Source organism: Pseudomonas sp. SDO5271_S396, assembly GCF_054071795.1.
This window is the reverse complement of the sequence record NZ_JBSVWB010000009.1, coordinates 66,326-89,257: the sequence shown is the minus strand read 5'-3', so window position 1 is coordinate 89,257 and position 22,932 is coordinate 66,326. Positions and strand designations below refer to the sequence as shown.

At 61.0% G+C, this 22,932-nt stretch carries 20 protein-coding genes; 4 read left to right on the top strand and 16 right to left on the bottom strand.

Annotated features, from left to right (window positions below; all coding sequences use genetic code 11):
* Window positions 1-3 precede the first annotated feature (3 nt).
* Window positions 4-1,239 carry a cytosine deaminase gene (gene codA / locus ACW9IN_RS09560; RefSeq protein ID WP_457365657.1) on the top strand — a complete coding sequence of 412 codons (1,236 nt, stop codon included), beginning with the start codon at window positions 4-6 and terminating at the stop codon, window positions 1,237-1,239.
* A gap of 10 nt (window positions 1,240-1,249) precedes the next feature.
* Here the strand turns inward: codA and ACW9IN_RS09555 are convergent, their stop codons facing one another.
* From ACW9IN_RS09555 to ACW9IN_RS09535, 5 genes are all read right to left on the bottom strand, one after another.
* On the bottom strand, window positions 1,250-3,400 hold the full coding sequence (locus tag ACW9IN_RS09555; RefSeq protein WP_457365656.1) for a lipase family protein: 2,151 nt from the start codon (window positions 3,398-3,400) through the stop codon (window positions 1,250-1,252).
* Between the two features lie 14 nt (window positions 3,401-3,414).
* Window positions 3,415-4,197, bottom strand: a complete 783-nt coding sequence (locus ACW9IN_RS09550) for a hypothetical protein (RefSeq protein ID WP_457365655.1) — start codon at window positions 4,195-4,197, stop codon at window positions 3,415-3,417.
* Window positions 4,190-5,026 carry a DUF4123 domain-containing protein gene (locus ACW9IN_RS09545; RefSeq protein ID WP_457365722.1) on the bottom strand — a complete coding sequence of 279 codons (837 nt, stop codon included), beginning with the start codon at window positions 5,024-5,026 and terminating at the stop codon, window positions 4,190-4,192. The genes ACW9IN_RS09550 and ACW9IN_RS09545 overlap by 8 nt, the downstream gene beginning before the upstream one ends.
* Complete coding sequence (locus tag ACW9IN_RS09540; protein ID WP_457365654.1) at window positions 5,026-7,074, bottom strand: type VI secretion system Vgr family protein; 2,049 nt, start codon at window positions 7,072-7,074, stop codon at window positions 5,026-5,028. Before ACW9IN_RS09540 ends, ACW9IN_RS09545 begins: the two co-directional genes overlap by 1 nt.
* Before the next feature lie 304 nt (window positions 7,075-7,378).
* Complete coding sequence (locus ACW9IN_RS09535; protein ID WP_457365653.1) at window positions 7,379-8,365, bottom strand: diaminopimelate epimerase; 987 nt, start codon at window positions 8,363-8,365, stop codon at window positions 7,379-7,381.
* A gap of 338 nt (window positions 8,366-8,703) precedes the next feature.
* Here ACW9IN_RS09535 and ACW9IN_RS09530 point away from each other — a divergent pair, with 338 nt between their 5' ends.
* Window positions 8,704-9,855, top strand: a complete 1,152-nt coding sequence (locus tag ACW9IN_RS09530) for an MFS transporter (protein WP_457365652.1) — start codon at window positions 8,704-8,706, stop codon at window positions 9,853-9,855.
* Between the two features lie 9 nt (window positions 9,856-9,864).
* Here the strand turns inward: ACW9IN_RS09530 and ACW9IN_RS09525 are convergent, their stop codons facing one another.
* The 6 genes from ACW9IN_RS09525 to ACW9IN_RS09500 form a co-directional block, all read right to left on the bottom strand.
* The gene (locus ACW9IN_RS09525; protein WP_457365651.1) at window positions 9,865-10,617 is read right to left on the bottom strand and encodes a type III secretion effector protein; all 753 of its coding nucleotides are present in this window, start codon (window positions 10,615-10,617) and stop codon (window positions 9,865-9,867) included.
* Window positions 10,618-10,952: 335 nt separating this feature from the next.
* Window positions 10,953-11,264, bottom strand: a complete 312-nt coding sequence (locus ACW9IN_RS09520) for a hypothetical protein (protein ID WP_457365650.1) — start codon at window positions 11,262-11,264, stop codon at window positions 10,953-10,955.
* Between the two features lie 118 nt (window positions 11,265-11,382).
* Window positions 11,383-12,300, bottom strand: a complete 918-nt coding sequence (locus ACW9IN_RS09515) for a type III secretion effector protein (protein WP_457365649.1) — start codon at window positions 12,298-12,300, stop codon at window positions 11,383-11,385.
* Window positions 12,301-12,495: 195 nt separating this feature from the next.
* Window positions 12,496-14,901 (bottom strand): TonB-dependent siderophore receptor, encoded by a 2,406-nt coding sequence (locus ACW9IN_RS09510; protein ID WP_457365648.1) that lies wholly within the window; start codon window positions 14,899-14,901, stop codon window positions 12,496-12,498.
* 97 nt (window positions 14,902-14,998) lie between these two features.
* Window positions 14,999-15,952 carry a FecR family protein gene (locus ACW9IN_RS09505; RefSeq protein WP_457365647.1) on the bottom strand — a complete coding sequence of 318 codons (954 nt, stop codon included), beginning with the start codon at window positions 15,950-15,952 and terminating at the stop codon, window positions 14,999-15,001.
* Between the two features lie 29 nt (window positions 15,953-15,981).
* Window positions 15,982-16,482 (bottom strand): sigma-70 family RNA polymerase sigma factor, encoded by a 501-nt coding sequence (locus ACW9IN_RS09500; RefSeq protein ID WP_457365646.1) that lies wholly within the window; start codon window positions 16,480-16,482, stop codon window positions 15,982-15,984.
* Between the two features lie 232 nt (window positions 16,483-16,714).
* Here ACW9IN_RS09500 and ACW9IN_RS09495 point away from each other — a divergent pair, with 232 nt between their 5' ends.
* Both ACW9IN_RS09495 and ACW9IN_RS09490 read left to right on the top strand, forming a co-directional pair.
* A complete protein-coding gene (locus tag ACW9IN_RS09495; RefSeq protein ID WP_457365645.1) occupies window positions 16,715-17,146 on the top strand; it encodes a PaaI family thioesterase in 432 nt (143 codons plus the stop codon).
* Between the two features lie 3 nt (window positions 17,147-17,149).
* The gene (locus ACW9IN_RS09490) at window positions 17,150-18,163 is read left to right on the top strand and encodes a zinc-dependent alcohol dehydrogenase (RefSeq protein ID WP_457365644.1); all 1,014 of its coding nucleotides are present in this window, start codon (window positions 17,150-17,152) and stop codon (window positions 18,161-18,163) included.
* On the opposite strand, the gene ACW9IN_RS09485 is transcribed toward ACW9IN_RS09490, so the two are convergent.
* From ACW9IN_RS09485 to ACW9IN_RS09465, 5 genes are all read right to left on the bottom strand, one after another.
* Window positions 18,156-18,635 carry a MarR family winged helix-turn-helix transcriptional regulator gene (locus tag ACW9IN_RS09485; RefSeq protein WP_457365643.1) on the bottom strand — a complete coding sequence of 160 codons (480 nt, stop codon included), beginning with the start codon at window positions 18,633-18,635 and terminating at the stop codon, window positions 18,156-18,158. The genes ACW9IN_RS09490 and ACW9IN_RS09485 overlap by 8 nt on opposite strands.
* A 73-nt stretch (window positions 18,636-18,708) precedes the next feature.
* A complete protein-coding gene (locus ACW9IN_RS09480; protein ID WP_457365642.1) occupies window positions 18,709-19,164 on the bottom strand; it encodes a DUF6130 family protein in 456 nt (151 codons plus the stop codon).
* A 183-nt stretch (window positions 19,165-19,347) separates the two neighbouring features.
* Window positions 19,348-20,379, bottom strand: a complete 1,032-nt coding sequence (locus ACW9IN_RS09475) for an ABC transporter permease (RefSeq protein ID WP_457365641.1) — start codon at window positions 20,377-20,379, stop codon at window positions 19,348-19,350.
* A 46-nt stretch (window positions 20,380-20,425) separates the two neighbouring features.
* Window positions 20,426-21,958: a sugar ABC transporter ATP-binding protein gene (locus tag ACW9IN_RS09470; protein WP_457365640.1), complete on the bottom strand. Its 1,533-nt coding sequence runs from the start codon at window positions 21,956-21,958 to the stop codon at window positions 20,426-20,428.
* A gap of 26 nt (window positions 21,959-21,984) precedes the next feature.
* Window positions 21,985-22,929 (bottom strand): substrate-binding domain-containing protein, encoded by a 945-nt coding sequence (locus ACW9IN_RS09465; protein ID WP_457365639.1) that lies wholly within the window; start codon window positions 22,927-22,929, stop codon window positions 21,985-21,987.
* Window positions 22,930-22,932: the final 3 nt, after the last annotated feature.

Here is a 22,932-nt window from a genome sequence, read left to right as displayed (position 1 = left end):
CCCATGCACATCATCAACGCCCGCCTGCGCAACCGTGAAGGGCTGCATGATCTGCACCTGGAACATGGCCGGATCGCCAGCATCACGCCACAGAACACGAAGCCCGTATTATCAGCGGATGACCTGGATGCCGGTGGCAACCTGGTGATACCGCCCTTCGTCGAGCCCCACATTCACCTCGATGCCACCCTGACTGCTGGTGAGCCACGCTGGAACATGAGCGGCACCTTGTTCGAAGGCATCGAATGCTGGGGAGAACGCAAAGCCACGATTACCCGTGAGGACACCCAGGCCCGTGCCACAAAAACCATCCAGGCCCTCGCTGCCCACGGTATTCAGCATGTGCGCACCCACGTCGACGTCACCGACCCGGACCTTACCGCGCTCAAGGCTATGTTGGAGGTACGCGAGACCACCGCGCACCTGATCGACCTGCAAATCGTCGCCTTCCCCCAAGAGGGCATCGAGTCTTACCGCAATGGCCGCGAACTGATGGAAGAAGCCATCCGCCTCGGCGCTGATGTGGTCGGCGGTATTCCCCACTTCGAGTACACCCGTGATCAGGGGGTCAGCTCGGTGAAGTTCCTGATGGACCTGGCCGAGCGCACCGGCTGCCTGGTGGACGTGCATTGCGACGAAACCGATGACCCGCACTCGCGCTTCCTCGAAGTACTGGCCGAAGAAGCCCGCAGCCGTGGCATGGGTGCCCGCGTCACCGCCAGTCACACCACCGCCATGGGCTCCTACGACAACGCCTACTGCGCCAAACTGTTTCGTCTGTTGGGGCATTCGGGGATCAGTTTCGTCTCCTGCCCGACCGAAAGCATTCACCTGCAAGGCCGCTTCGATTCCTTCCCGAAACGCCGTGGCGTGACTCGCGTCAATGAACTGCTGGAAGCCGGCATGAACGTGTGTTTCGGCCAGGACTCCATCGTCGATCCCTGGTACCCCCTGGGCAACGGCAATATTCTGCGGGTGCTGGAAGCCGGTCTGCACATCTGCCATATGCTGGGCTATCGCAACCTGCAACGCGCACTCGACCTGGTGACCGACAACAGCGCCAAGGCCATAGCCCTGGGGGACCGTTATGGCCTGGAGCCCGGACGACCAGCCAACCTGCTGATCCTGTCGGCAGACAGCGATTACGAGGTCATTCGCAGCCAGGGTTTGCCGCTGTACTCGATTCGCAATGGCAAAGTGCTGATGAAACGACAACCGGCCCAAGTGGAGTTCGTGTAAGCGCCCGGGTTCAGACGATGGCGTCGATGTCCAGCGGTTGCGCCCTCCTGCGTTCGACGTTTGTGGCGGGAGGAATGCTGGCGACCTGAGGTCGTTCATGGTTTTCAGGGTGATCGAACCAGCGTTTGAGGCTCGCTTGCAGGTTTTGGGATTCGGCCTGGTCGCCATACACATCCCGTGCTTCGAGGTGGCGCCAACGCAGGCTTTCCAGCCGTTGGCGACTGGTGTGCAAACGGTCGATTTCCGCGTTCAGGGCTTCATTGGGTTCATAGCTGCGATCATTCGCCGGTCGACGGCGGGCCAGCTCCAGGCGTTTATCGCGCAGCTGTCGACGCATGGTCTCCAAAGCATGGTCAATCAGCGCAAACTCCCTCTGGGTGATCAACGGACCGTTACTGTCCACGGTTTGCTGCCAACGGCGAAGCGTCGCCCAGGCCGCCGGGATATAACTGGCGGTCATGAAGTGATGGTTGGCCTGGAACAGCTGTTTCAGCAGATTGTCACGGTCGGGCATATCGCCGTGGAGCTGCTGGGCGCGGTTGCAGGCCGCCTCCTGAATGGACTCGCACCCGGGTTTCCACAGCACCGATGATTGCGTACCGTCCGCCAACGTGATCGGCATGAAATGCTGCTGCTCACCATGGTGCTGATAGGGGTTGCCTCCCACACGCACCAGACCGGCAGCGAACAACAACCCACCGGGTGCCGGAGCACTGAACAGCGCTACCGCGCCGGGCACCCAGAGTTTGGCGGTGGTGTTCATCCAGGTCGCGGGAACGCTGGGCACCGGGTCGTTGTGGTTGACGATGCGGTGGTGCACCAGAGCGGAAGCGCCAGCGACGAACTCAGAGTCGGCGGCGCGGGGGGCGCCGTAGGTGTAGAGAAGGATGTTGTAGCGGGCGACCTTGGTTCGGCGCAAGCCTTCGGCCAGCAGTAAAGCGATCGCGCCGCCAAGGCTGTGGCCGCAAATCACTATGCGCTGACCGGCATGAAATTGATCGAGGTACTCCATCACAAAACTGCGCATCGCACGGTAGGCCTGATAAAACCCCTCGTGAGCCTTACCCACCCCCTCGGCGAAAACCACCTGATGGGCGTTGGCGTCCCGCACGGCATCGGCACCACTGAGTGTGCCGCGCACGGCAATCAGGATCACCTTGTCGTGATGAGTAATGAACGCCTGCGTGTCGGTACCGAATTGTTCGTCATCAAAAAAGTGCAACTTGGCCGGATGCTCCTGATCTTTACCTAGTTCCGGGCGGTTGCGTGGATACAGCTTGGGGTCAAAGGGCAGGATCTCGAAACGCCGGGAGTATGAAACCTCTTCATAAACGGGATAAAAGCGGCGCGTCTGCTGCGGATCGACACGCCACGCATCGTGATACCCCGCAAGCTGCGCAGCGAACAGGTTTCCAACGGTGGGCTCCAGCGGAAAACGGACCTCATCCTGGGGTTGGGTAGGCGGCTGTTGACCGAAGTCGCAGTAGCTCAGTGTCGCGAACAATGCCAATTGATACAGGTTCAAGGCACAGAAACGATCTTCGGTGGACAGCATCGGACGCAGGGCCCGCAAGGGGCGCACCTCCAACACGGAATGCTTGTTGGGAAACAGCACCACCCCCGACAGGGTCGGCTCTGGCGGGCCGAAGCCCAGTTCCGCCATCATCTTCAAGGCGTGGCGTTGCGGCGGATGCAGTCGCGCGGCCATCGGTGGCAAATGCGCGACATGGCGGACCAGGTCGCGCACTTCGACTTGATAGAAGTGGTCGGCTTTCTGTTGCGCAGGATTGTCTTCCCGGTATGCACCATCGTTCGCGGCAAATCGGGTACGTTCAGCGCGGACCTGGAGTTCGGTGATCGGCAGGGGGTAGTTGGAGCGTTTGATCAGAAGACTGTAGGGCTGTTCCTCACCAGTGTACGACTCATCAAACAGGAGAACCACCGGGCCGCAGTAAATATCCGGCAGCCTGGCGAATCCCTCCCCATTCAACCGGCCCTTGTATTGCTGGCCGGCGCTGTCACGGGCGGTGTACGGCAGGCCACCATATGCCGCGCCCATCCCCTGTTCATCGACCAGGCAAAAGCTTACCCACTGTCCTCGCAATGCACAGGCCGGCTTGGTATCACTGAAAAAAGATTGCTTCCGTGCGTCCAGTTTCATGGTTCTCTCCTGGTTTACTTGCAAGTCGGATAGACATCGCAGGTGCGGCCATCCGGCATTGTTACGGGTTTGAAATGGGTGGTGTCGCCATAGCAGAACGCATAAAGATCTTCAAAACTCTTGCCTCTGCAACGCCTCCATCCACCCGGAACAGCAACCCAGCTATCAGCAAACGCCGGTTGTTCCTCGTCAGTCAATGTCAGCACCATCCTGAGCGTTGTTCCCGCCAACTGGTCTCGTGGTACAGCACCACCCGCCATGCTGTCTTGCTGCCGCCGACCCAGCTTATCCAAGGCGCGGCACTCCAGGATTTTCCTGATCGCATGCAGAGGGCCGACCGTGCGAAACAACCATCGGCACTGCCCAGAAAACGCCTGGAAACTCGGCCCCGGTATTTCCAGTTTCTCCCCCTCCTCACGATCACGAATGGAAATACCTGCAAAGTCGTGTCCAATGTCCATATGTCCGGTCCACCACTTCGCATAAAAATCAAACCGCACACTGCGCAGCACCGTTGGGCAACCCTCGATCGTTTCACTCAACGGCAGCTCATAACTCACCCTGCTGGCAGCCGGTTTATAGTCGGTAAAAAACAGCTTGCGCTCGGGCCTCTTGCCACGACGGAGCGGCAACCTGCAATCGGTCCCCGTAGCGGGCTCGTAGTTGGCCGCAGTCTTGAGTTCAAAATTCGGCGGCAAATCCACCTCGACGGTGAAGCGGTCAGTCGACTTGCCCGCACACCCCGAAAGCCCGGCCATCACCAGGGCGATACACACAAAAAACCAACACTTACTCATCCTGTTTCCTCATCAAATGCCACTGCTCCATAAGCCGTTCAAAGTGCTGCTCTGGCGTTTCGCCCACCCTCGCTTGCCACACCATCACGCTGTCGCGAACCACTTCTTCCAGGCGTCTTACCACCAGAAACGCCAACTGCTCCGGCCTCCGCCATTGCCAGGCCCGTGCCTGCTCCAGCACCTGGGTCAGCCAGGTATTCGGGTCATGGAGGGCGACCAGAGCCGCCAGGTCTTCACTGTGCTCAGCCAGCAGGTAACGCAGGATGTTGGAGTGCAGGATGGTGACCGCCTGGGGGTTGGGAGTGTCCAGCCAGGGCTCGGGAATGGGTGGCGGGTGATCGCCGGGAGACGGGTTGTCGTGACAGTGCCATTGGTGGTCGTGCCAGTAACACACGCTGATCAGCGGGCCGAGGTACGCCGGCCAATGCACTGCGGGCAGGTGCGCCAAGGCACGTCCCAGGGTGCGGTTGTCATGGCAGCGATAAAAGGCACGATCATCCTCAGGCCCGATTATCAGGCGGTCGCGCCAGTGTCGAGCAAGGTCGCCCAGCGCCTCGCCGGGCAAGCTGCCGAGCCAGCCCCAGTTCGTCTCGGGACGTTGCAACAGGTTGACCAGCGCGGGCTCGTTCAACTGTTCCAACAGCAGAATCACCGGTCCCGACGCCGCCAGCGTTGCCAGGACGGTCTCGGCATACAGGTTTTGATACTGCGACAGGCTACGCGCGGCGAGCAACGGTTGCCGTGCCTCGTCGCCGCCCTCGAGCATCAGGCACAGCCGGTGCCCCTTTTGTTGCTGTTGAGCCATCCACTGGCGGGGCAAGCACGGCATCATGCAGCCCTCCCCGTGTTGTCGCACAGGCCTTCGCGACAGCGCTCACACACCGGGCAATAGTCCGCGCCCAGTTGCCTGGACAGCGCCATGATCGACGCCTGAACAGTTGAAAACCTGGCTTCACGGGTGATAGCGATAGGCGCCGAAACCGTGCTGCCCGGCACTGACGGTACGGCGGATCGAATGTCAGGCGGCACACCTCCCGGCGTGATCGGCCGGCTGCTGAAAATACCGCCGGCCTGGATCAACAGGTGCTCTCCCCCCGCCTTGAGGCTCAGTTGAGCACCGGCGTCGATGACCAGGCTCGCACCGGCCTTGAGATGAATCTCCTGACCCGCTTCGACCATCAGGGTCTGGCGAACATGGGTCTGGCTGCTGCCGTGCACCTGCAGATGGTCGCTAGCCTTGAGCACAACCTTTCGCTCACCCGTGATGTGCTGGTGATCTTCACTGTCCAGGTGAACCGAGCTCAGCCCGCGGATGATTTCATGCCGTTCCCCCGCCACTTCCAACCGGCTGTCATGCCCGACCTGTTGCTCCAGGTCTCGTTGAGCACGGAGGTAGATGAGTTCTTCACCCTGGCGATCCTCCAGATGCAGCTCGTTGGCGCCGGCACCATTCGGGGAACTGTTGCTGCGCAAGACACTGCGCGTTTTGTGTTGTGGCAGAGGATAAGGCGGAAGGTGCAGTGCGTTCGTCAGGCAACCACTGATCAACGGACGGTCCGGGTCCCCCTCGAGGAAGGTCACCAGCACTTCCATCCCGACTCGCGGAATCAGCGTGACACCGAAACCGTTGCCCGCCCAGCCGGACGCAACCCGCACCCAGCAACTGCTTTTATCGCAGGTCTTGTCCAGGCGGTCCCAGTGAAAGCGCACTTTCACTCGACCATAAGCATCACAGTGCACGTCCTCGCCAGTGGGCCCGGTCACTGTTGCGGTCTGGCTGCCAGGGATGGTCGGCCTGGGATGCTTGAGCGGCGGTCGATGCACGGCACGCCAGGGTGTTGCGGTGAAACGATTGCGATACCCCTGGAACACATCCATACCCGGCGCAGCCTCCTCCAGCACCTGAGGCTGATACCCCTCGTGACGGACCGAAGTGATCAACCACAGGTCGTTGCAGGAGGGGTCGGGGTGATCACGCAATTCAAGGAAGTGCCCACTGCGCAACAACGGTTGATCGCTGCGGCCCACGGCGCGATGGCGATCACGCTGATGGCGCTCCAATCCGCGCCGGGCCAATTGCCGGCCACGTGCGTGGCGCTTGAACCCTGCCGGGTAGTGATAGTCCTCAAGAAGGGAACCCGGGACAGTCCCCGCAGTATCTTGCACGCGCAGCGAAGGGTGCTCGAAGTCATGATCACGGTGAACCGTTTGTCCGCTGCGCGTCGCCAGTCGCACGTCGAAACGCTGGATCACTCGCGTTTCGGCTGGCAGCCCTCCCTCTGCGCAGTAAGGCTGCGCGGGCAAACGCTGGAACACCGTCTGATCATCACCAAATACCAGCAGGTGCGCCTGCGGGCTGTGGCGGAAATGGTAGTGAATGCCCTCTTCTTCACATAACCGCTGGATGAAATGCAGATCGGTCTCCGCGTACTGCACACAGAATGTTCGCGGCGGGTAGATCACCGGGCCCAACTCGAACATGAAGGCATCCGCCAGAATGCCGTGGTGCTCCAGAACCGCGGCGATGATCTGCGGCACACTGCGCTGCTGGAAAATTCGCTGGTCCCGTCGATGGGCCAGGTTGGCCAAACGGGGCGCCAATGTCAGGTGGTAGCGACAGAGGCGGCGCCCCGCCTCCTTGCGACCGACCTCGTAAACCTGCCCGTGCAGGCCTGCGCCCTCCTCGCCGAAATCCAGATAGGCCGGCTGATGGAGCAACGCCTCCAGGTCGAGGAAGGCATCTTCACTGACCGCTTGTACCTCGATGAAATAAGGTTGATCTATCACCTCCGCGCCTTTGAATGCCAGCACTTCGAAATCGATATTCATGCCTGGAAGGGTTAATTTGAAACGTGACGAAACAAACGCGTTAACCATCCGTTGTTACCCGCCATCAATAAGTCTCTGAGAAAAAAACGCCCCCTGTTAGATAACGAAAAGTTGCCGAGGAAAAGCGTCTTGACGCGCCAAAGCTTAGCGATTCCCGGGAAAAATCGGCTTTCAAAAACGTTAAAAGGAAGTTTCACACAACAACTTTGGAAGGATCTTTTACAAAACAATAAAACAATTCAATATGCCACATCGCAAAAACAAGAATCGCCCTACATGGACTTATCCCAATAGTTATAAGCCATTAAGAAACAACTGCCCCCCATATAAGCATCAGCTGTTTCAACGACTGTTACTCTTGCCGCCGTGCAGTCCCGAAAAGGCTGACGCTCACCAGGTTTTCGCCTTGAGCCTGTAGCCGCACTGGCGCCGTGCCACCCGGCATTATCACCGCCACCTCTCCCGCCTCGACCCAACCCGCTCGCCACGCAGCGCAAGCCACCGCGCTGGCGCTGGTCCCCGATGACGCGGTGGGCCCCTCTCCCCGCTCGAATACCCGTGCGATGACTCGATTGCCCGATGCATGCACCGCCCATTGCAGATTGACCCCTGCTGCGCAGGGTTGTCCGGAGCCGACGGGAGGTGCAAACGCGACGGTTTGAAGGGCTTCGAAGAGTGCCGGCTGAAGCATCTGCGGGTTGTCCGGCAATGCCGAAGCCCGCTCGAGCAAGGTCACGCAATGGGGATTGCCCACCCGTACGAACTGACTGCGCGACCATTGCTCATTGAGAGCAGCCAGCGCGGTCAGGTGACTGAGCTCGGTGCTCCCAAGCACCGCCGGCTCCACGCCTTCGGCTCCCACCGACAATGGCCCGAACCCGGGTTGCCCCAGGCTCAGCCAGAAACCGGTGACCTGCTCGTAGTCCGCGGGCTCAACCCGCGTGGTCACGGGTGACACGGCATCTGGCTTATCGTGATGGACCCGCAGCTCACAGGCTCGGGTCATCAACCCCTGGTCCGTCAGGGCCTGGGCAAAAATTGTCAGGCCGTTACCACTGCGCTCGGCCAGGGAGCCGTCGGTATTGACGATCAACAGATCGAAGGGGGCGGCGGCCTGAAATGGGCCGACCAGTAGTCCGTCACAACGGTGGGTTTTGGCACCGGGCGGTCGAGGCGTCGGCCCCCAGCCGCACTCCGAGGCGATCGCCGCATGTGTCCACACCTGGCGTGTACGCGAGGCTTCAATGGCGGCCTCGGGTACGTCGATGCCCCGCGCGCGCAAAGAGGCCGGGCTGACGACGCCATAGATATTGCCCCGCGCATCGTAGAACTGGGTCATGCTGCTGGCTGCCTGAGCGTGTTCATCGGTTCATCCATTCGATTGTCCGCGTCAAGCGTATACAGAACAGGCCAAACGGGGGAAGCGGTCTGGAAGGTGGTAATCCACTGCAAGAAGCCCGGGGTTCACCAGTTCCCACAGGAATTACGCACCTTCCAGACGGCTTCCCGCGAAACCGATCACCTCTATGTGGCGACTCCGTCTGATTGCGTTCCCACTTTGTAAAAATAAAACTCAGCGCTGATATTTACAGGGGAGCCCGGCTCGCTCGTTTCGGCCTGATGTGCAAGGATGTCGCACCGGACATCGTTCGCAGAACGCATTACCAAGGACTTTTCATGACTGCCATCTCCACTCCAGCGCCCGTGGTTCCCGGCCGGCTGGAACAAATGTCGACCCGTATCGCTTTTTTTATCGCCGGTTTCGGCATCGCCGCCTGGGCGCCGCTGGTGCCGTATGCCAAGGCGCGTGCGCAACTGGGTGAAGGCACACTGGGGCTGTTGTTATTGTGCCTGGGCGTAGGCTCGATCATTGCCATGCCGCTGGCCGGCATATTGGCATCACGCTACGGTTGCCGGCGTGTGCTGACGGCAGGCACGCTCATGATTTGCCTGGCCTTGCCGATGCTGGCGACCGTCAGTTCCATCCCGTTGCTGATAGCGGCGCTGTTTGTGTTTGGAGCCGGGCTGGGCACGGTGGACTCCACCGTCAATCTGCAGGCGGTGATCGTCGAACGGGCCAGCGGAAAAACCATGATGTCGGGCTTTCACGGGTTGTTCAGCCTGGGCGGGATCGTCGGCGCGGCAGGGGTGACCGGGCTTCTGGGGCTGGGGCTCGCACCTTTGCACGCGACCTTGGTGGCTGTCGTGGTGATGGTACTGGCGCTGCTCAAGGCAGGCCCCCATCTATTGCCTTACGGCAGCGAGAGTTCAGGCCCCGCTTTCGCTGTTCCCCACGGCGTGGTGCTGTTTATCGGCTGCCTGTGCTGCATCGTGTTCCTGACCGAAGGCGCCGTGCTGGATTGGAGCGCGGTATTTCTCAGCGCCGAACGAGGCATGGACGAAGCCTATGCAGGCCTGGGTTACGCGGCCTTTGCACTGACCATGACCGTCGGACGCCTGACGGGCGATGCCATCGTGCGTCGCCTGGGCGCCACCCGGGTGATTGTGACGGGTGGCGTGCTGGCTGCTTCGGGTCTGTTATTGGCGACCCTGTTTCCCGCCTGGGAGGCCGCGTTGCTGGGATATGCCCTGGTGGGTGCAGGTTGTTCGAACATCGTGCCGGTGTTGTATACCGCAGTCGGCAAGCAAAAGGTCATGCCGGAACATATCGCGGTGCCGGCCATCACTACGCTGGGCTATGCCGGCATTCTCGCCGGCCCCGCCGTGATCGGATTTATCGCTCACGGCAGCAGCCTGGCCACTGCCTTTGTGTTGCTCGCGGTGCTGCTGATCGGGGTGGCTGTCAGCGGCAAAATCCTGAAAGCATGAGCCAGAGCATCATCCCGCCTTGCGCGTCGCATCCTGCTCGAACCAACGTTCCAGGCTCTTGTTGCTCAGATAGCCCGCCGGTTGAGGCGGGCCAAACAGGCGAGCTTCATTGGCGCGCTCCAATGAGCGCAGCAAACCGGGGCGTTCGAGGATGTTCTTGGCGGTGTATACACAGAGCTCGCTGTGCTCGGGCTTCGGCATGCCGGTGTAGGGGTCCAGCACCAGATGCCCCTGGGCGTCTGTCTCATAGGGGTCTTGCATGACCGACTCCAGACTGGCGATCTTCACATATTGATACGGTTTGGAAAAATACATGCGGTCCCTGGACGTATCCCTCAGTTGCTCGAAAAGACCTTGAAAAGCCTTGACCACCTGGGCGTTGCCCTGGGCATGGAACGGGTCCTGGCTGAAGGCACTCGGCGAGCTGTTGCGCGGTGAGCCCAGGGCCGCCGCACGCAGGCTGTCGCGAGTGATATCGCCATCGCAGCTGAACACTGCGTCCATCAGTTGAGGGCGGTCGCATAGCTCCCTCGCCACCCGAATCGTCTGGTCCAGTTCCTCGCTGTCACCCAGAGGACTGGCCGCGACTTTTCGCAGGGCAGACGGCGTCAAGCGACCGTCCTTGAGAAAACCATGCAGCACGCCAAAGTTTTTTTCCATGGCGGTCGCCAGTTGACTGTCCGTCGAGCTGGCATCGGGTTGAAACAAACGCACGCGCTCCACGGGAGCATTACGCAACGCGCGGTGGTGCAACGCAGACATCGCACCGCGCAGTAACAGGGGCCTGTGTGACACCCCATCTTGGTAGGCCCTGCCGTGAGGGGCCTGGTTCCAGGCGTCGTGCAGACCGATCGGTGTGGACTCAAAGGGTCGCATTCCCGCCCCGTCAATGCCCGCCAGTCCTCCGTGGGGTAATGCACCCTCGATTGTCATGGGTTTTCTCCAACTCTTTTCAAGTACGCGCCAGCCTGATGATTGCCACCGTGATGGCCGAAATCGTCGAATGGATTCCAGTAAGGCAAGCAAAACCTGTGTGGTTGATCAGGCGCCGCAGTTCCGCCAGTTCTTTGAATACCCATGACAGCATGTAAAAAAGATCAGTCAGCCTGGTGGCCGCGCCAGAGCGCTTTCAGCCCGGTGAGCAACGATGAAAGCGCTCCGTCCGCTCGCTTGGGCCTCAAGTCAGTATTGACGGCTGGCAGCAGGCCGCGACAGAAGTCATCGGCAACAGGCGCACGGAATTTTCGTTGGCCTTCGAAGGCTTTCATGCGACGGACTTCAGTGATGTAGGTGAGCGCTGAGCCCGGAAGCTGCGGGTCTGCTGGTACTGCATGACTGTCAGTGTTTGAGTTCGCATGAAAGGAATCAGAACAACCGACCTGACGCGATTGAAACGAGGTGGAGGGCATTTATGGATCCTGATCTCGACGCCTGAAAAACCGTCGGTTTTCATCATCCCGACGGATATGACCTCTGCGTTCCTGACACAACCGGTGCCGCGCGCAGGCTGGGGCACCGGTTGATTCATCAGCGCGGCAGCCGCTGAAGCTCGCGACGGCTGATCTGACCGTCATTGTTCCTGTCCAGCTTGTCCCGCAGATCGCTGCGCTTGAGGAGTTCCTGAGCCAGCTGGATCAGGTGATCCTTGGCCGAGTCCCCCGTCAGCGGCTGGGCTGCGAGCTTTTTGAGATCGTTGCTACTGATCCCCCTGCCCCCGTAACCGTTCAAGCCATCGAAGTGCTCAAGCATTTCTGCGGTCAACTCCTGGTCATTTTTGTATTTGAAGAAGTTCTCGCTGCCCATGAGCATGCCCAGATTTTGCCGGTCGATCAGCCCATCTTGGGCTCCTGTGCTAGAGTGCCGGTCCATGGCGGCTGCCAGGTCCGGTCGCCGCAGTATTTCCCTGGCTAGCTTGATGTTTTCCTGCTTGTCGGGGCTGGCCCCCACCAATGATTGACCCGCCATGGCCTCGAGACTGTCGCGCGAGATAAACCCCGGGTTTTTCGGGTCGCGAAACGCCTTGAAGTTATCCAGCAACTGCTTGGTCAGCTCATCATTGTTCTTCGTCGAGTAAACCGGATCAGGCCTGCCAAGAGAGGGATTCGGCCTGGGTGGCGCGCTGTTGCAGGCATGGGGTCTGGAGGGGCGATTGCCACCCAACCATTGAGCCAACAGCTGCTTGAGCATGTCCAGAAAGCTCTGCGGCTGCGACGCCCCAGGTTTCGTGCCAGGCCGCTGTGAGGCGTGAGGAAAAGGACCGTACCGGTCAGGTGAAAGCGACACCTCACCAAACACCGGCCCGGCTTTGTCCTGCCCGGTGGGGAAATGAATGCCTGCTGTCACCGGTGCCGATGGCCTGGCCTGCGCCTTGGACGTGGGGCCGGCCTGTGGAGCTTCAGGCGTAGGCAACTTGGACCGGGATGTGTCTAGCGTCGATACCGACATAGGTGTCTCCAATGCAATGGGGTCAGACGATAAACCTGTGACGCCCAGTGTCATCGGCGCCATTAGGTATCCCCATGTGTGGTGAGACTGTCGGAATCGGTTCCTGCCGAAGCAGTTAGCCATCTTAATAAACTGTAGGAAACAGGCAAAAAAAATCGCAGCCCTTGGGCTGCGACTGTTCACATCCACCTTGAATCAGAACCCGACGCTGGCCTGCACGAAGAAGGTGCGCGGCTCGCCCAGGTACAGTCCGGCGTTGTTGTCACTGGAACGGGTGTAGTGCTGCTGGTCAAAGACGTTTTTCACACCCACGCCCAGTTTCAGGTTCGACAATTGCGCACCGAAGTCATAACCGCTGCGCACGTTGACCGAGACATAGCCCGGGATATCACCAAACTGCCCATCAGCCGTGCCCTGGGTGATGTAGGTGCTGGTGGTGCCCGGTGCACGCTGGCCGGACTGGGCGTAGACGTCCAGGTTATGTGTCCAGCGGTTGACGTCGTAGCGCAGGCCCAGGGTCGCCACTTCACGGGAGTACAGCGGCAGGTCGCGGCCCTTGAACGGCACGTCACCCTCGGAGGTGGCCTTGGTATAGGTGAAGCCCGCATTCGCGGTCAGGCCTTCCAGACGCGAATCCAGGTTCGACAAGTCGTAGTGGGCCGACGCTTCGATACCGGTGTGCTTGGTGGCGCCGAGGTTGGTCCAGCCCACGTCGTTGCTGACGTATTGCAGCTCATCCGAGAAGTCGATGTAGAAGAACGTCAGTTCCCCGCCCCACACCTTGTCGTTATAACGGGTACCGACCTCGTAGGTCTTGGCCTTTTCCGGGTTCAGGCCGTTGGCGGTCTGGTCGCCGACGCCGCCCTGGCCAAGCTGGAAGTATTGCAGGCTGCCAAAGGAAGTCTCGTAGTTGGCGAACAGCTTCCAGGCATCGGACACGTGGTACATCACGCTCAAAGCCGGCAGCGGTTCGTTGTTGTGGACCTCGCGGCGTTTTTCCTGGGTGCGCGGGCCGGTCAGCGGAATAACGGGACGATCATGCCACTCGGTACGAATGTCCTCGAAGCGGATACCTGGCGTAATGGTCCACTTGCCGATATCGATCTTGTTATCGACATAAAACGCGTTGGCTTCGGTACCGCCGGTGCGGTCCTGGTACACATGGCCATCGCTGCGGCCCACCGGCGTCGGTACGTTGTTGACCAGGCCCAGGCTGGTGGCCTGCTCGTGCATGCCTTCCTTGAGGTAGCGATAACCCAGGCTGACTTCCTGGGTGCTCGGCCCCAGGTCGAACACATGGGACACCCGTGGTTCGATACCGAACGTGTAGTAGGTGCGCGGATAGGAACCGATGGTGCGCAGGTCGCGGTTGGCGATGTTGCTGCCACGGAAGCTGTCGGAGTAGTAGGTCAGCACTTCGGCCTGGGTGCGGTCGTCGATCTGACGGATGTACTTGAAGGACACGTCCTTGCGGCGGCCGCTGAAGTTGTCCCAGTCGCGCACCGACTGGTACGGATTGGCGTCGAACTGCGCCTGGGTCAGGCCGCCCGGCATGTCGGCGCTGGCGTCGTAGTAGTGGAAGTTCAGCGAGAAGTCGTCTTGATCGGTCGGCGCCCAGTGGGTCTTGAAGATCACGTCGTCAATGTCATTGGAGTTGTTGCTGCTGCGATAACCGTTGCCATTGACCCCGGAGTACAGCAACGCGGCGCCGATGCCGTTGTCGGCTGTGCCACCGATAAAGGCATTCTCAATGTGCTTCCAGCCGCCGTGGGCGGAGGTCTGCAAGGTGGTGCCGACTTCACCGGAGAATTTCTCGGGAATCGCGCGGGTCACGAAGTTGATCACACCACCGACGTTCTGCGGTCCATAACGCACGGAACCGGCGCCACGCACCACGTCGATGCTGTCCAGGTTGCCGGCGGAAATCGGTGCCATCGACAGTTGTGGTTGGCCATAGGGCGCAAACGCAGCCGGCACGCCGTCGATCAACACGGTGGAGCGTGGCGACAGCCGCGAGGTCAGGCCGCGCACGCCGACGTTGAGGGAAATATCGCTGCCGCCAGTGCCGTTGGACTCCTGCACCTGTACGCCAGGCACACGACGCAATACATCACCGACGTTCATGGCGCCCTGCTCCACCATGGCTTCACGGCGGATCACCGTACGCGCGCCGGGATGGTTCTGCACCACTTCGGCGTTGGCATCGCCAAGCCAGTCGCCAACAACCTTGATGTCGGTAGTGCCCAGCTCGATGGGCGAACCGGCTTCACCGGTGCCGCTGCCCAAAGGGCGCAGGGTGACGGAGCCGGCATCGATCTGATAGTCCAGCCCGCTGCCTTGCAGCAACTGGCGCAGCGCCTGCTCGGGCGACAGGTTGCCGTCGACCGCCGGGGCCTGCTTGCCCGCAACCATATCGGGGCTGAAGAACACTTGCAGGGAGGTTTGCTGGCCCAACTGGCTCAGCGCCGCGCCCAGGGGCTGGGCCTGGATATGAATCGCGTCGGCAGCGTAGGCGCAGGGCAGCGCGGCGCTGACGGCAATCGCCAGGGCCAGGGGTGCCCAGCGGGAAGTTTTATTGTTGTTGACGGTGGATTTTTTCACGTCGAACCTAGTCCTGTGATCGCAAGTGTATGCGGCTGTTAATGCAAACCAGTTGCAGTTGCAGGAGAAGACGAAGAACTCGAAAAAAACCTGAATCTCAGCGTGAAATAATTTCCTGGCTGCCATCCGGCAAGCTGCGCAAGGCCACCGGCAGGATGTGCGGAAGCGCTTTGAGCAAGGCGTCCGTGTCGTCGGCCTTGAACACACTGGTCAATCGCAGGTTGCCCACCGCGGGCGTACTGACTCGCAGCGGTTGCTCACGGTAACGCGAAACCTCACGTGCGACTTCACCCAGCGAGGCATTGTTGAAGACCAGCTTGCCCGTACGCCAGGCAGTCAATTCTTCAGTATTCACCGCATAGGCCGCTGCCACCGATCCTTTGTTGTCGACATGGGTGCCCAGGCCTGCCGTCAGCGTCACCACCTTGTCCGGTGCATGACCCTGGACCTTCACGGTCCCGGCCTCGACCATCACGCGCGTCCGGTCGTCATCGCGACGCACATCGAAGCGCGTTCCGGTCACCGTGACCTGCCCGGCCCCGGCCGCCACCACAAAGGGCCGGCTGCTGTCGTGCTCGACACTGAACATCGCTTCACCCTGCTTGAGCTCCACACCGCGCCGGCCTTTCTCATAGTGCACGGCAACGACGCTGCGGCCGTTGAGGTCCATCACCGAGCCATCCGGCAATGCCACCTGGCGGTGTTCGCCCAACCGCGTGCTGAATTCGGCGCTGTAGGGTTGGGGATGATCCAGCCCACTGAACAATCCCAACCCCAGGGCTACGGCCAACACACTGGCCGCCACGGCGTAACGCATGATCGGGCGGCGCCGGGAACGCTCGGGCGGCGCATCACACAGCGCCTGCAAACGCGCTTGGGGCAGCAAATCCGCGGCACTCCACAAACCTTGCAGCACGTCGAGTTCGTATTGATGCTCAGGGCGCTCGGCGCACCAGGCCTCGAAGCGTTGGCGATCCTCGACGCTCAATGGGGCGTCTTGCAGCTGTACGAACCATTGCGCGGCTTCGTCGCGGGCACGGCTATCCATCATGGAAGGTCCTGTTTCAAAGCGGGCATGGGTCATGGGGCCATTGCGTCCAGACGGTCGCGCAGATGCCGCAAGGTGCGGATCATATACTTTTCCACCATGTTTTTTGACAGTCCCAGGCGTTCGGCGATTTCCTGCTGGGTGAGGCCTTCGATTTTCTGCCAGATGAAAATCCTGCGGCAGTTGATCGGCAACTCGGTCAAGGCCTGCTCGATGGAGTCCGCCAGCTGGATCGCGTGCATGAAGTGCTCCGGGTCGCCATTGTTCGGCGAACTCTGGTCAAAGGCTTCCAGGGTCAGGGCTTCCCGACGATCCTCCCGACGATAGGCGTCGACCGCAATGTTGCGCGCGGTTTGATGCAGATAGGCGCGCGGTTGCTCCACTTGCGCGGATTTCGACTCAAGCACCCTCACGAATGTGTCATGGGCTAGGTCCTCGGCCTGCTGACGATTCCTCAGGCGACGCGTCCAGGTCCCGATCAACTCTTCGTAGTGCTCGAAAAAGCCTGTTCTGCGGGGCGGCTGGGGAATCATCGCGGATGCACTGGGGAGGCGGGGCGTGAATAATAATGTTTCTTATTAAGCAGGGCAATTGCTTCCTGTCGGCGAAACAAAACCATCAAATCAACAATGTTGACTTGAAGCATTCACAACGTTTAGGTTGTGTAGCGTCACTCGATGGTTCCCCTGAAAACATTCTCACAATACTGGCGAACGGTGGTCGGCGTCCCACGCCCGGCGAACCGGTCACAGCAGGAAGACGCCCATGACCTCACCTGAAACCTCCGGCCTGCAAGCGTTGCGCGCACTCATTCGCGGAGAAGTTCCATCCCCCTCCATCGGCCAGACCATGGGCCTGACCGCCGTCGAGGCGAGTACCGGAAGGATCACGCTCCAGGCCCGCCCCGACGACCGCCACCTGAATCCGGCGGGTGCAGTGCACGGCGGGTTCGCTGCCACCTGCCTGGATGGCGCCGCCGCGCTGGCGCTGTTTTCGACGCTGGAAACCAGCACCCCGCATTCGACCGTGGACCTCAACGTCAAATACGTGCGACCGCTGCGCGCCGGCCAGGCTTATCGGGTCAACGGCTGGGTGGTGGAGCGCACACGGTCTCTGGCGATCTGTGACGCCGAAATCGTGGATGACAGCGGCAAGCTCTTCGCCAAAGCCACTACCACCTTCAGCGTGGGCGGTTGAGCGATGAAAGTCCTGTCCGTCGAAGGGCCCGGTCAGTTGGCGTGGCGGGAAGCGCCATCCCCGCCACTGTCCAGCCCACACAGCGCCCTGGTGCGCCCCATTGCGTCGGCCTCCTGTGACCTGGACCGCCGCCTGATCGCCGGTGTCACGCCGTTCAAGCCGCCCTTCGCACTGGGCCATGAATGCGTGGCCGAGGTGCTGCAGGTGGGCAGCGCCGTCACCAGCGTGCAGCGTGGCGACCTGGTATGCGTGCCCTGGAAAATCGCCTGCGGTAACTGCAAGCAGTGCCTGGCCGGGCGCGCCACCGCCTGCACCTCGGTGCCACGCCATGCGGCCTATGGCGTGCCCGCAGGAGGTGACTGGGGCGGGTTGTTTTCCGAAGTGGTCGACGTGCCGTTCGCCGACGCCATGTTGGTGCCCCTGCCGCCCGGCATCAACCCGCTGGCGGCGGCCAGCGCCAGCGACAACCTCACCGATGCCTGGGTGGCCACCAGCCGCCCCATCAGCACCCGCGACGAAGCCCGGGTGCTGGTGGTAGGCGGCACCGAAAGCCTGGGCGTACTCGCCGTGCAAATGGCGGTCGCCGCAGGCGCCACGAGCGTGGACTACCTGGATGACAACGAATACCGGCGGGACCTTGCCTCACGCAGCGGCGCAAAGGTCGAGCTGGAACCGGTGCTCGATGAGCGCTATGACGTGGTGGTGTCGGCCACGCGCGATCCCCGGGCGTTGCATCGGGGTCTGCTGGCACTGGCGCCGGGCGGACATTGCTCGTGCATCGGGATTATCTTCGAAGACCCGGCAATCCCGCTCTTCGGCATGTACCTGCGCGATGTGACACTGTCGGTGGGAGTCTGCAACGTACGCCCTCACATGCCCAAAGTGCTCGACCTGATCGGCAGCGGCCACTGCGACCCGCTGCTGGTGAGCCCCACCGTGGTGTCGCCGGAGGAAGCGACCGAAGCCCTCCTGGCCCCCCTCGCCAAATGCATCATGGTGCGCGAACGGGTCACATAAGGGGTTCGTTGAGGTTGTCTGCGAGAGCGGTCATGACGGCAGTCCAGGCATCTTGCCCCTCGGGCGTTACGCTGTCGAACGCCTGGCGCAGTACCTGGCGCTCCAGCTCGGTGGCGGTCTGTTCGACGGCTTCGCCCTGCTCCGTGAGCGCAAGCAATTTGAAGCGATGGCGTTCCGGCGCACGGGTGTAATGCACCAGTTGCCGGTCGAATAGATGCTTCAGTGGCCGATGCAGCGCTTGCTTGCTGACCCCCAGGGTCATCGCCAGGTCACCGACATTGATCTCGTCGGCCCGCGCGATGATGTACAGCACACGGTGGTGAACGCGGGACAGTTCGTGGGTTGCCAGGAACCGGTCAGCCTTGACCGTCAGGCCGCGAAAGCCGAAATGCAGCAACTCCAGCGCCGTATCCAGCGGATGCAGCGACTGCATGTGCACCGACGCGGTGTTTATCTTTTTGTTGATGACCATGGCATCCCGCTCACCTGAATAGCGGCAAAGCCTAAGCCGTGCCAGCTATCCAGGCAACTCGGGAAGGTTTCGGTCAGGGCGTGCGCGTAAAAGGCACGACCACGGTGGCGGTCTGCACTTCGATGACGGTGTGCGCGGCGTCGACCAGTTCAATCCTGACCTGGTGCGCGCCGGGTTTCAGCGGGCCGAAATAGATCGGGTCGTTGAGGGCGTGAATCCAGTTCCAGCCGTTATTGTCCACCATGACATGCAGGTGGCCGATCTTCGGCTTCAGCGACGTCGCCGCTTCGCCATGTATTTCGGTGTACAGCGGCAGAAGGGTCATGTTGTCGACATGGAACGGCAGATACACGTAACCGTCCTTCAACACATCGGCACGCACCGGGAGAAGGGTGAGCCGGGGAATCGCCTCGCTGCCGGCCTGGGTTGCCACGGTCGGCGCTGCGGCATGGGCGTGCTCGGCAGCATAAGCGGGTGAGAATCCGATGAAGCCGGCGAAGAGCGCCGCAACAAGGTAGCGAATGTTCATTCGGTCTTCCTGTTCAGGGTTTCGGAGGGTGTCCGAAAAAGTCAAAGGCCCTGCGCTCGGGTGCAACGACTCAAAGCGCAGGCGCCTGCTTGCTTCTGGAAAGAAGTCGCCGGCCATCCTACCAACTGGTAGGTTCGTGTCAACTTGAAATCCTCTCCGCTGGACTGCGCCTGAATCCCCCTGTCAAACCGGAACCTTGCTCTTGGCAAACGTATCGAACGCCACCGCCAGCACGATGATCAGCCCCACGATGATCATCTGCCAGTAAGACTGAACGTTGAGCATGACCAGGCCATTGATCAGCACGCCAATCGTCAGGGCCCCGATGATGGTGCCCCAGATCCTGCCGACACCGCCGAACAGGCTGGTCCCGCCGATCACCACCGAAGCAATGACCCGCAGCTCATAGGAATTGCCCGCCGTGGCTTCCGCCGAATTCAGTCGTGCGGACAGGATGAAACCGGCCAGGCCCGCCAGCACGCCGATGATCATGTACACGTAGAGCAAGGTACGCTGCACATTGATGCCGGTCAGGCGTGCCGCTTCAACGTTGCCCCCCACCGCGTAGATGTTCCGGCCAAAACGGGAAAAGCGCAGGGTCGCCATTCCCAGCAGGGCCACTGCGACAAAAAACAACGCAGGCACAGGAATACCCAGCAGGCTTGCGCTGCCAAAAGCCCGGTAGCCCTCGTCGAAACCGCTGATCGGGCCGCCCTCGCCCACCAGCAGCGTCAAGCCGCGGAAGGCCGACATGCCGCCCAGGGTGACAATGAACGCCGGGATCCGCCATTGGGTGATTGCCAGCCCCTGGACCGCTCCCGCCAGAAGACCAATGCCGAGCGCCGCCCCGAGCGCCAATGACCAATGGTGACCGGTTGCAGCGATGGTGCTGAAGCCATCACCCGAACCGCCGGACGCCACCCACGCCGCGCACATGCCGCAGAACGCCAGCAGCGACCCCACCGACAGGTCGATGCCCGACGTCAGTATGACGAAGGTCATGCCCACGGCCAGCAAGCCGTAAATGGAAACCTCGGTCAGGATATTGAGCAGGTTCTGGGTGAGAAAGAAGCGTGGGTTGGCCGAACCGAACCCGATGACCAACAGCACCAGAAAAATCAGCGGAGCCGCCTTGATCAGCGTGCCATACAACTGTTTTCTATGGTCCGGAACCGCTCCGGTGTCGGCAGAAAACGCGGTGGAAACTTTAAACATGATCATTCCTCGATTTTTTTGTTCTTCACGTCATGCAGGCCGACGGTCAATGCCCGCCGACGGCGATCCGCTGTTTGGTCAGAACCGTCGGTGTCATGAGTTGCATCACCGCCTCCTCATTCAGAGCTGCGCCCTCGAGTTCACCGGTCACCTGTCCTTCGCAAAAGGTGTAAATGCGGTCACTGATGCCGATCACTTCGGGCAACTCGGATGAAATGACAATGACGGCAATGCCCTTGAGCGCCATCTCGGCCAACAGGCGGTGCACGTCCGCTTTCGCGCTGATATCGATGCCACGGGTAGGTTCATCCACGATCAGCACTCTGGGCTGCACCGCCATCCAGCGCGACAGCAGCAGTTTTTGCTGGTTGCCCCCGGACAACAGCTTGATGGGCTGGTGCTGGCTGGCGAGTTTGACGCGTAACGCCTTGATGTAGCGCTCGGCCAACAGCGCTTCTTGTTTCTCGTTGACGATGCCCAACCGGGACAGGTCCTTGAGCACACACACCGACAGGTTTTTCGCGCAAGACAGCTCCGGAAAGATGCCTTGCTGTTTACGGTCTTCGGGCACCAGCGCGATGCCGTGCTTCATTGCGTCGCCCGGGGAGCGGATCGACACCTCTTCTCCTGCCACGAAGATCTGTCCGGTCACATTCGGGTTGGCGCCAAACACCGCCCGGGCGACGTCGGTGCGGCCGGCGCCGACCAGCCCGGCAAACCCGACGATCTCCCCGGCTCTAACGTGCAGATTGATATTCTGCAACCGGATTGACGCCGTACGCGCCACGCCTTGACTGCACAAGCCGCGCACCTCGAACACGATGGGACCGGTCACGGCCGACTTTTCTCTGGAAAACAGCGAAGACTTTTCACGCCCCACCATGCGCTTGATAAGGGTGTCTTCATCGGTCTCGCACACATTGCCGTCTTCGATAAACCCGCCATCACGCAGGATGGTGTAGCGATCACACACCTCGAACACCTCGTTCAAGCGGTGCGTCACGATGATCACCGAAATGCCCGCCGCCTTCAGGTCGCGGATGATCATGTGCAGGCGCTGGATTTCACGGATGCTCAGCGCCGCCGTAGGCTCATCCATGATGATCAGGCGAGCACTCATGGACAACGCGCGACCGATCTCCACCAGTTGCTGCTCGCCCACGGTCAACTGCGACACCAACCGGTCGGGGTCGATGGCCAGCCCCAACCGTTCGATCACCTCACGCGCACCTTTGCGCATGGCGCCGTAGTCAACCAGCCCTCTGCGCTTGGGCTCTCGGCCACTGTAAATATTCTCGGCCACCGTCAGCATCGGGAAGAGCGTGAACTCCTGGTAAATGGTGGCGATGCCGGCGCGCTGCGCCTCGATCGGTGAAGCGAACACATGCTCCGCGCCGTCGAGCAGGATCGTGCCCGCATCGGCCCGCTGCGCGCCCGCGAGGATCTTGAGCAGGGTCGATTTTCCAGCGCCGTTTTCTCCCAACAACGCATGCACTTCTGCGTCGCCCACCGTGAGCCTGACACCGCCGAGCGCCTTGACGCCTGGAAACTGCTTCTCGATATTCTCAAGACGTAACATATCGGCCTCCGTAGCGTTGAGACAGGTCAGGGTTGTTTGACGACAGCCGGCGCGGAACCATCGATCACACCCGGCGCGATCAGGTTCACGGCTTTTTCAGGGCGGGTACCGTCCTTCAGGAAGTCCGCCATCATCTTCACCGCCAACACCGACTGCTGGTCCGGCCATTGGTCGATGGTGGCGGCAAAACCACCGCCCCGGGTGCCCAGCTTGACCGCATCCAGGGTGGCGGGCGCAGCGTCGAAGGTGATGTGCGGCGTGATCATGCGCACACCGTATTTTTCCAGGGCCTCCTGCACGCCGAAGCCCATCGCGTCGGACGCGGACACGATCACATCCGGATAGTCCTTTTTATCCAGGCCGGCATAGATTGCGTCGGTGACGTTGTAGGCTTCGTCACGCAACCAGTTACCGGTCTGCTCGGCCACGAAACGGTACTTTTTGTCGGCATCGAGCACCTCATGCAAGCCCTTGTTGCGGTCGATCGCAGCACTGGCCCCCGGGCGTCCACGCAGGTTGAAGATGCGCGCGCCGTCGGGGAAATGCCGGGCAATCCAGCGGCCCTGCTCGCGCCCCCCTTCGACGTTGTCCGCCCCCACATGCCCGATCAGGCCATGGACACCGGATACACTGCGGTCGATGGTGACCACCGGAATGCCGGCATCGATGGCCCGCTGGATCGCCGGTCCCAGGGCTTTCACGTCGATCGGGCTGATGATGATGCCTTTGACGCCAATCGAGATCGCGCGGTCGATATGCGACGACTGCGTATTGGAGTCGCCCTCGCCGTCGGCCTCGACAATCTCCATGCCTTGCTCCTGACCGGCTTTTTTCAGGGCCTTTTGCATGTAGACGAAGAACGGCTCCTTGAACGATGGCAAGGTCGTCATCACTTTGGTGTCGGCGCAAGCGGCTGATGCCGCCACCCACGTCATGCCCGCCAGCACGATGCCTGCGAATAGATTTTTCATGGC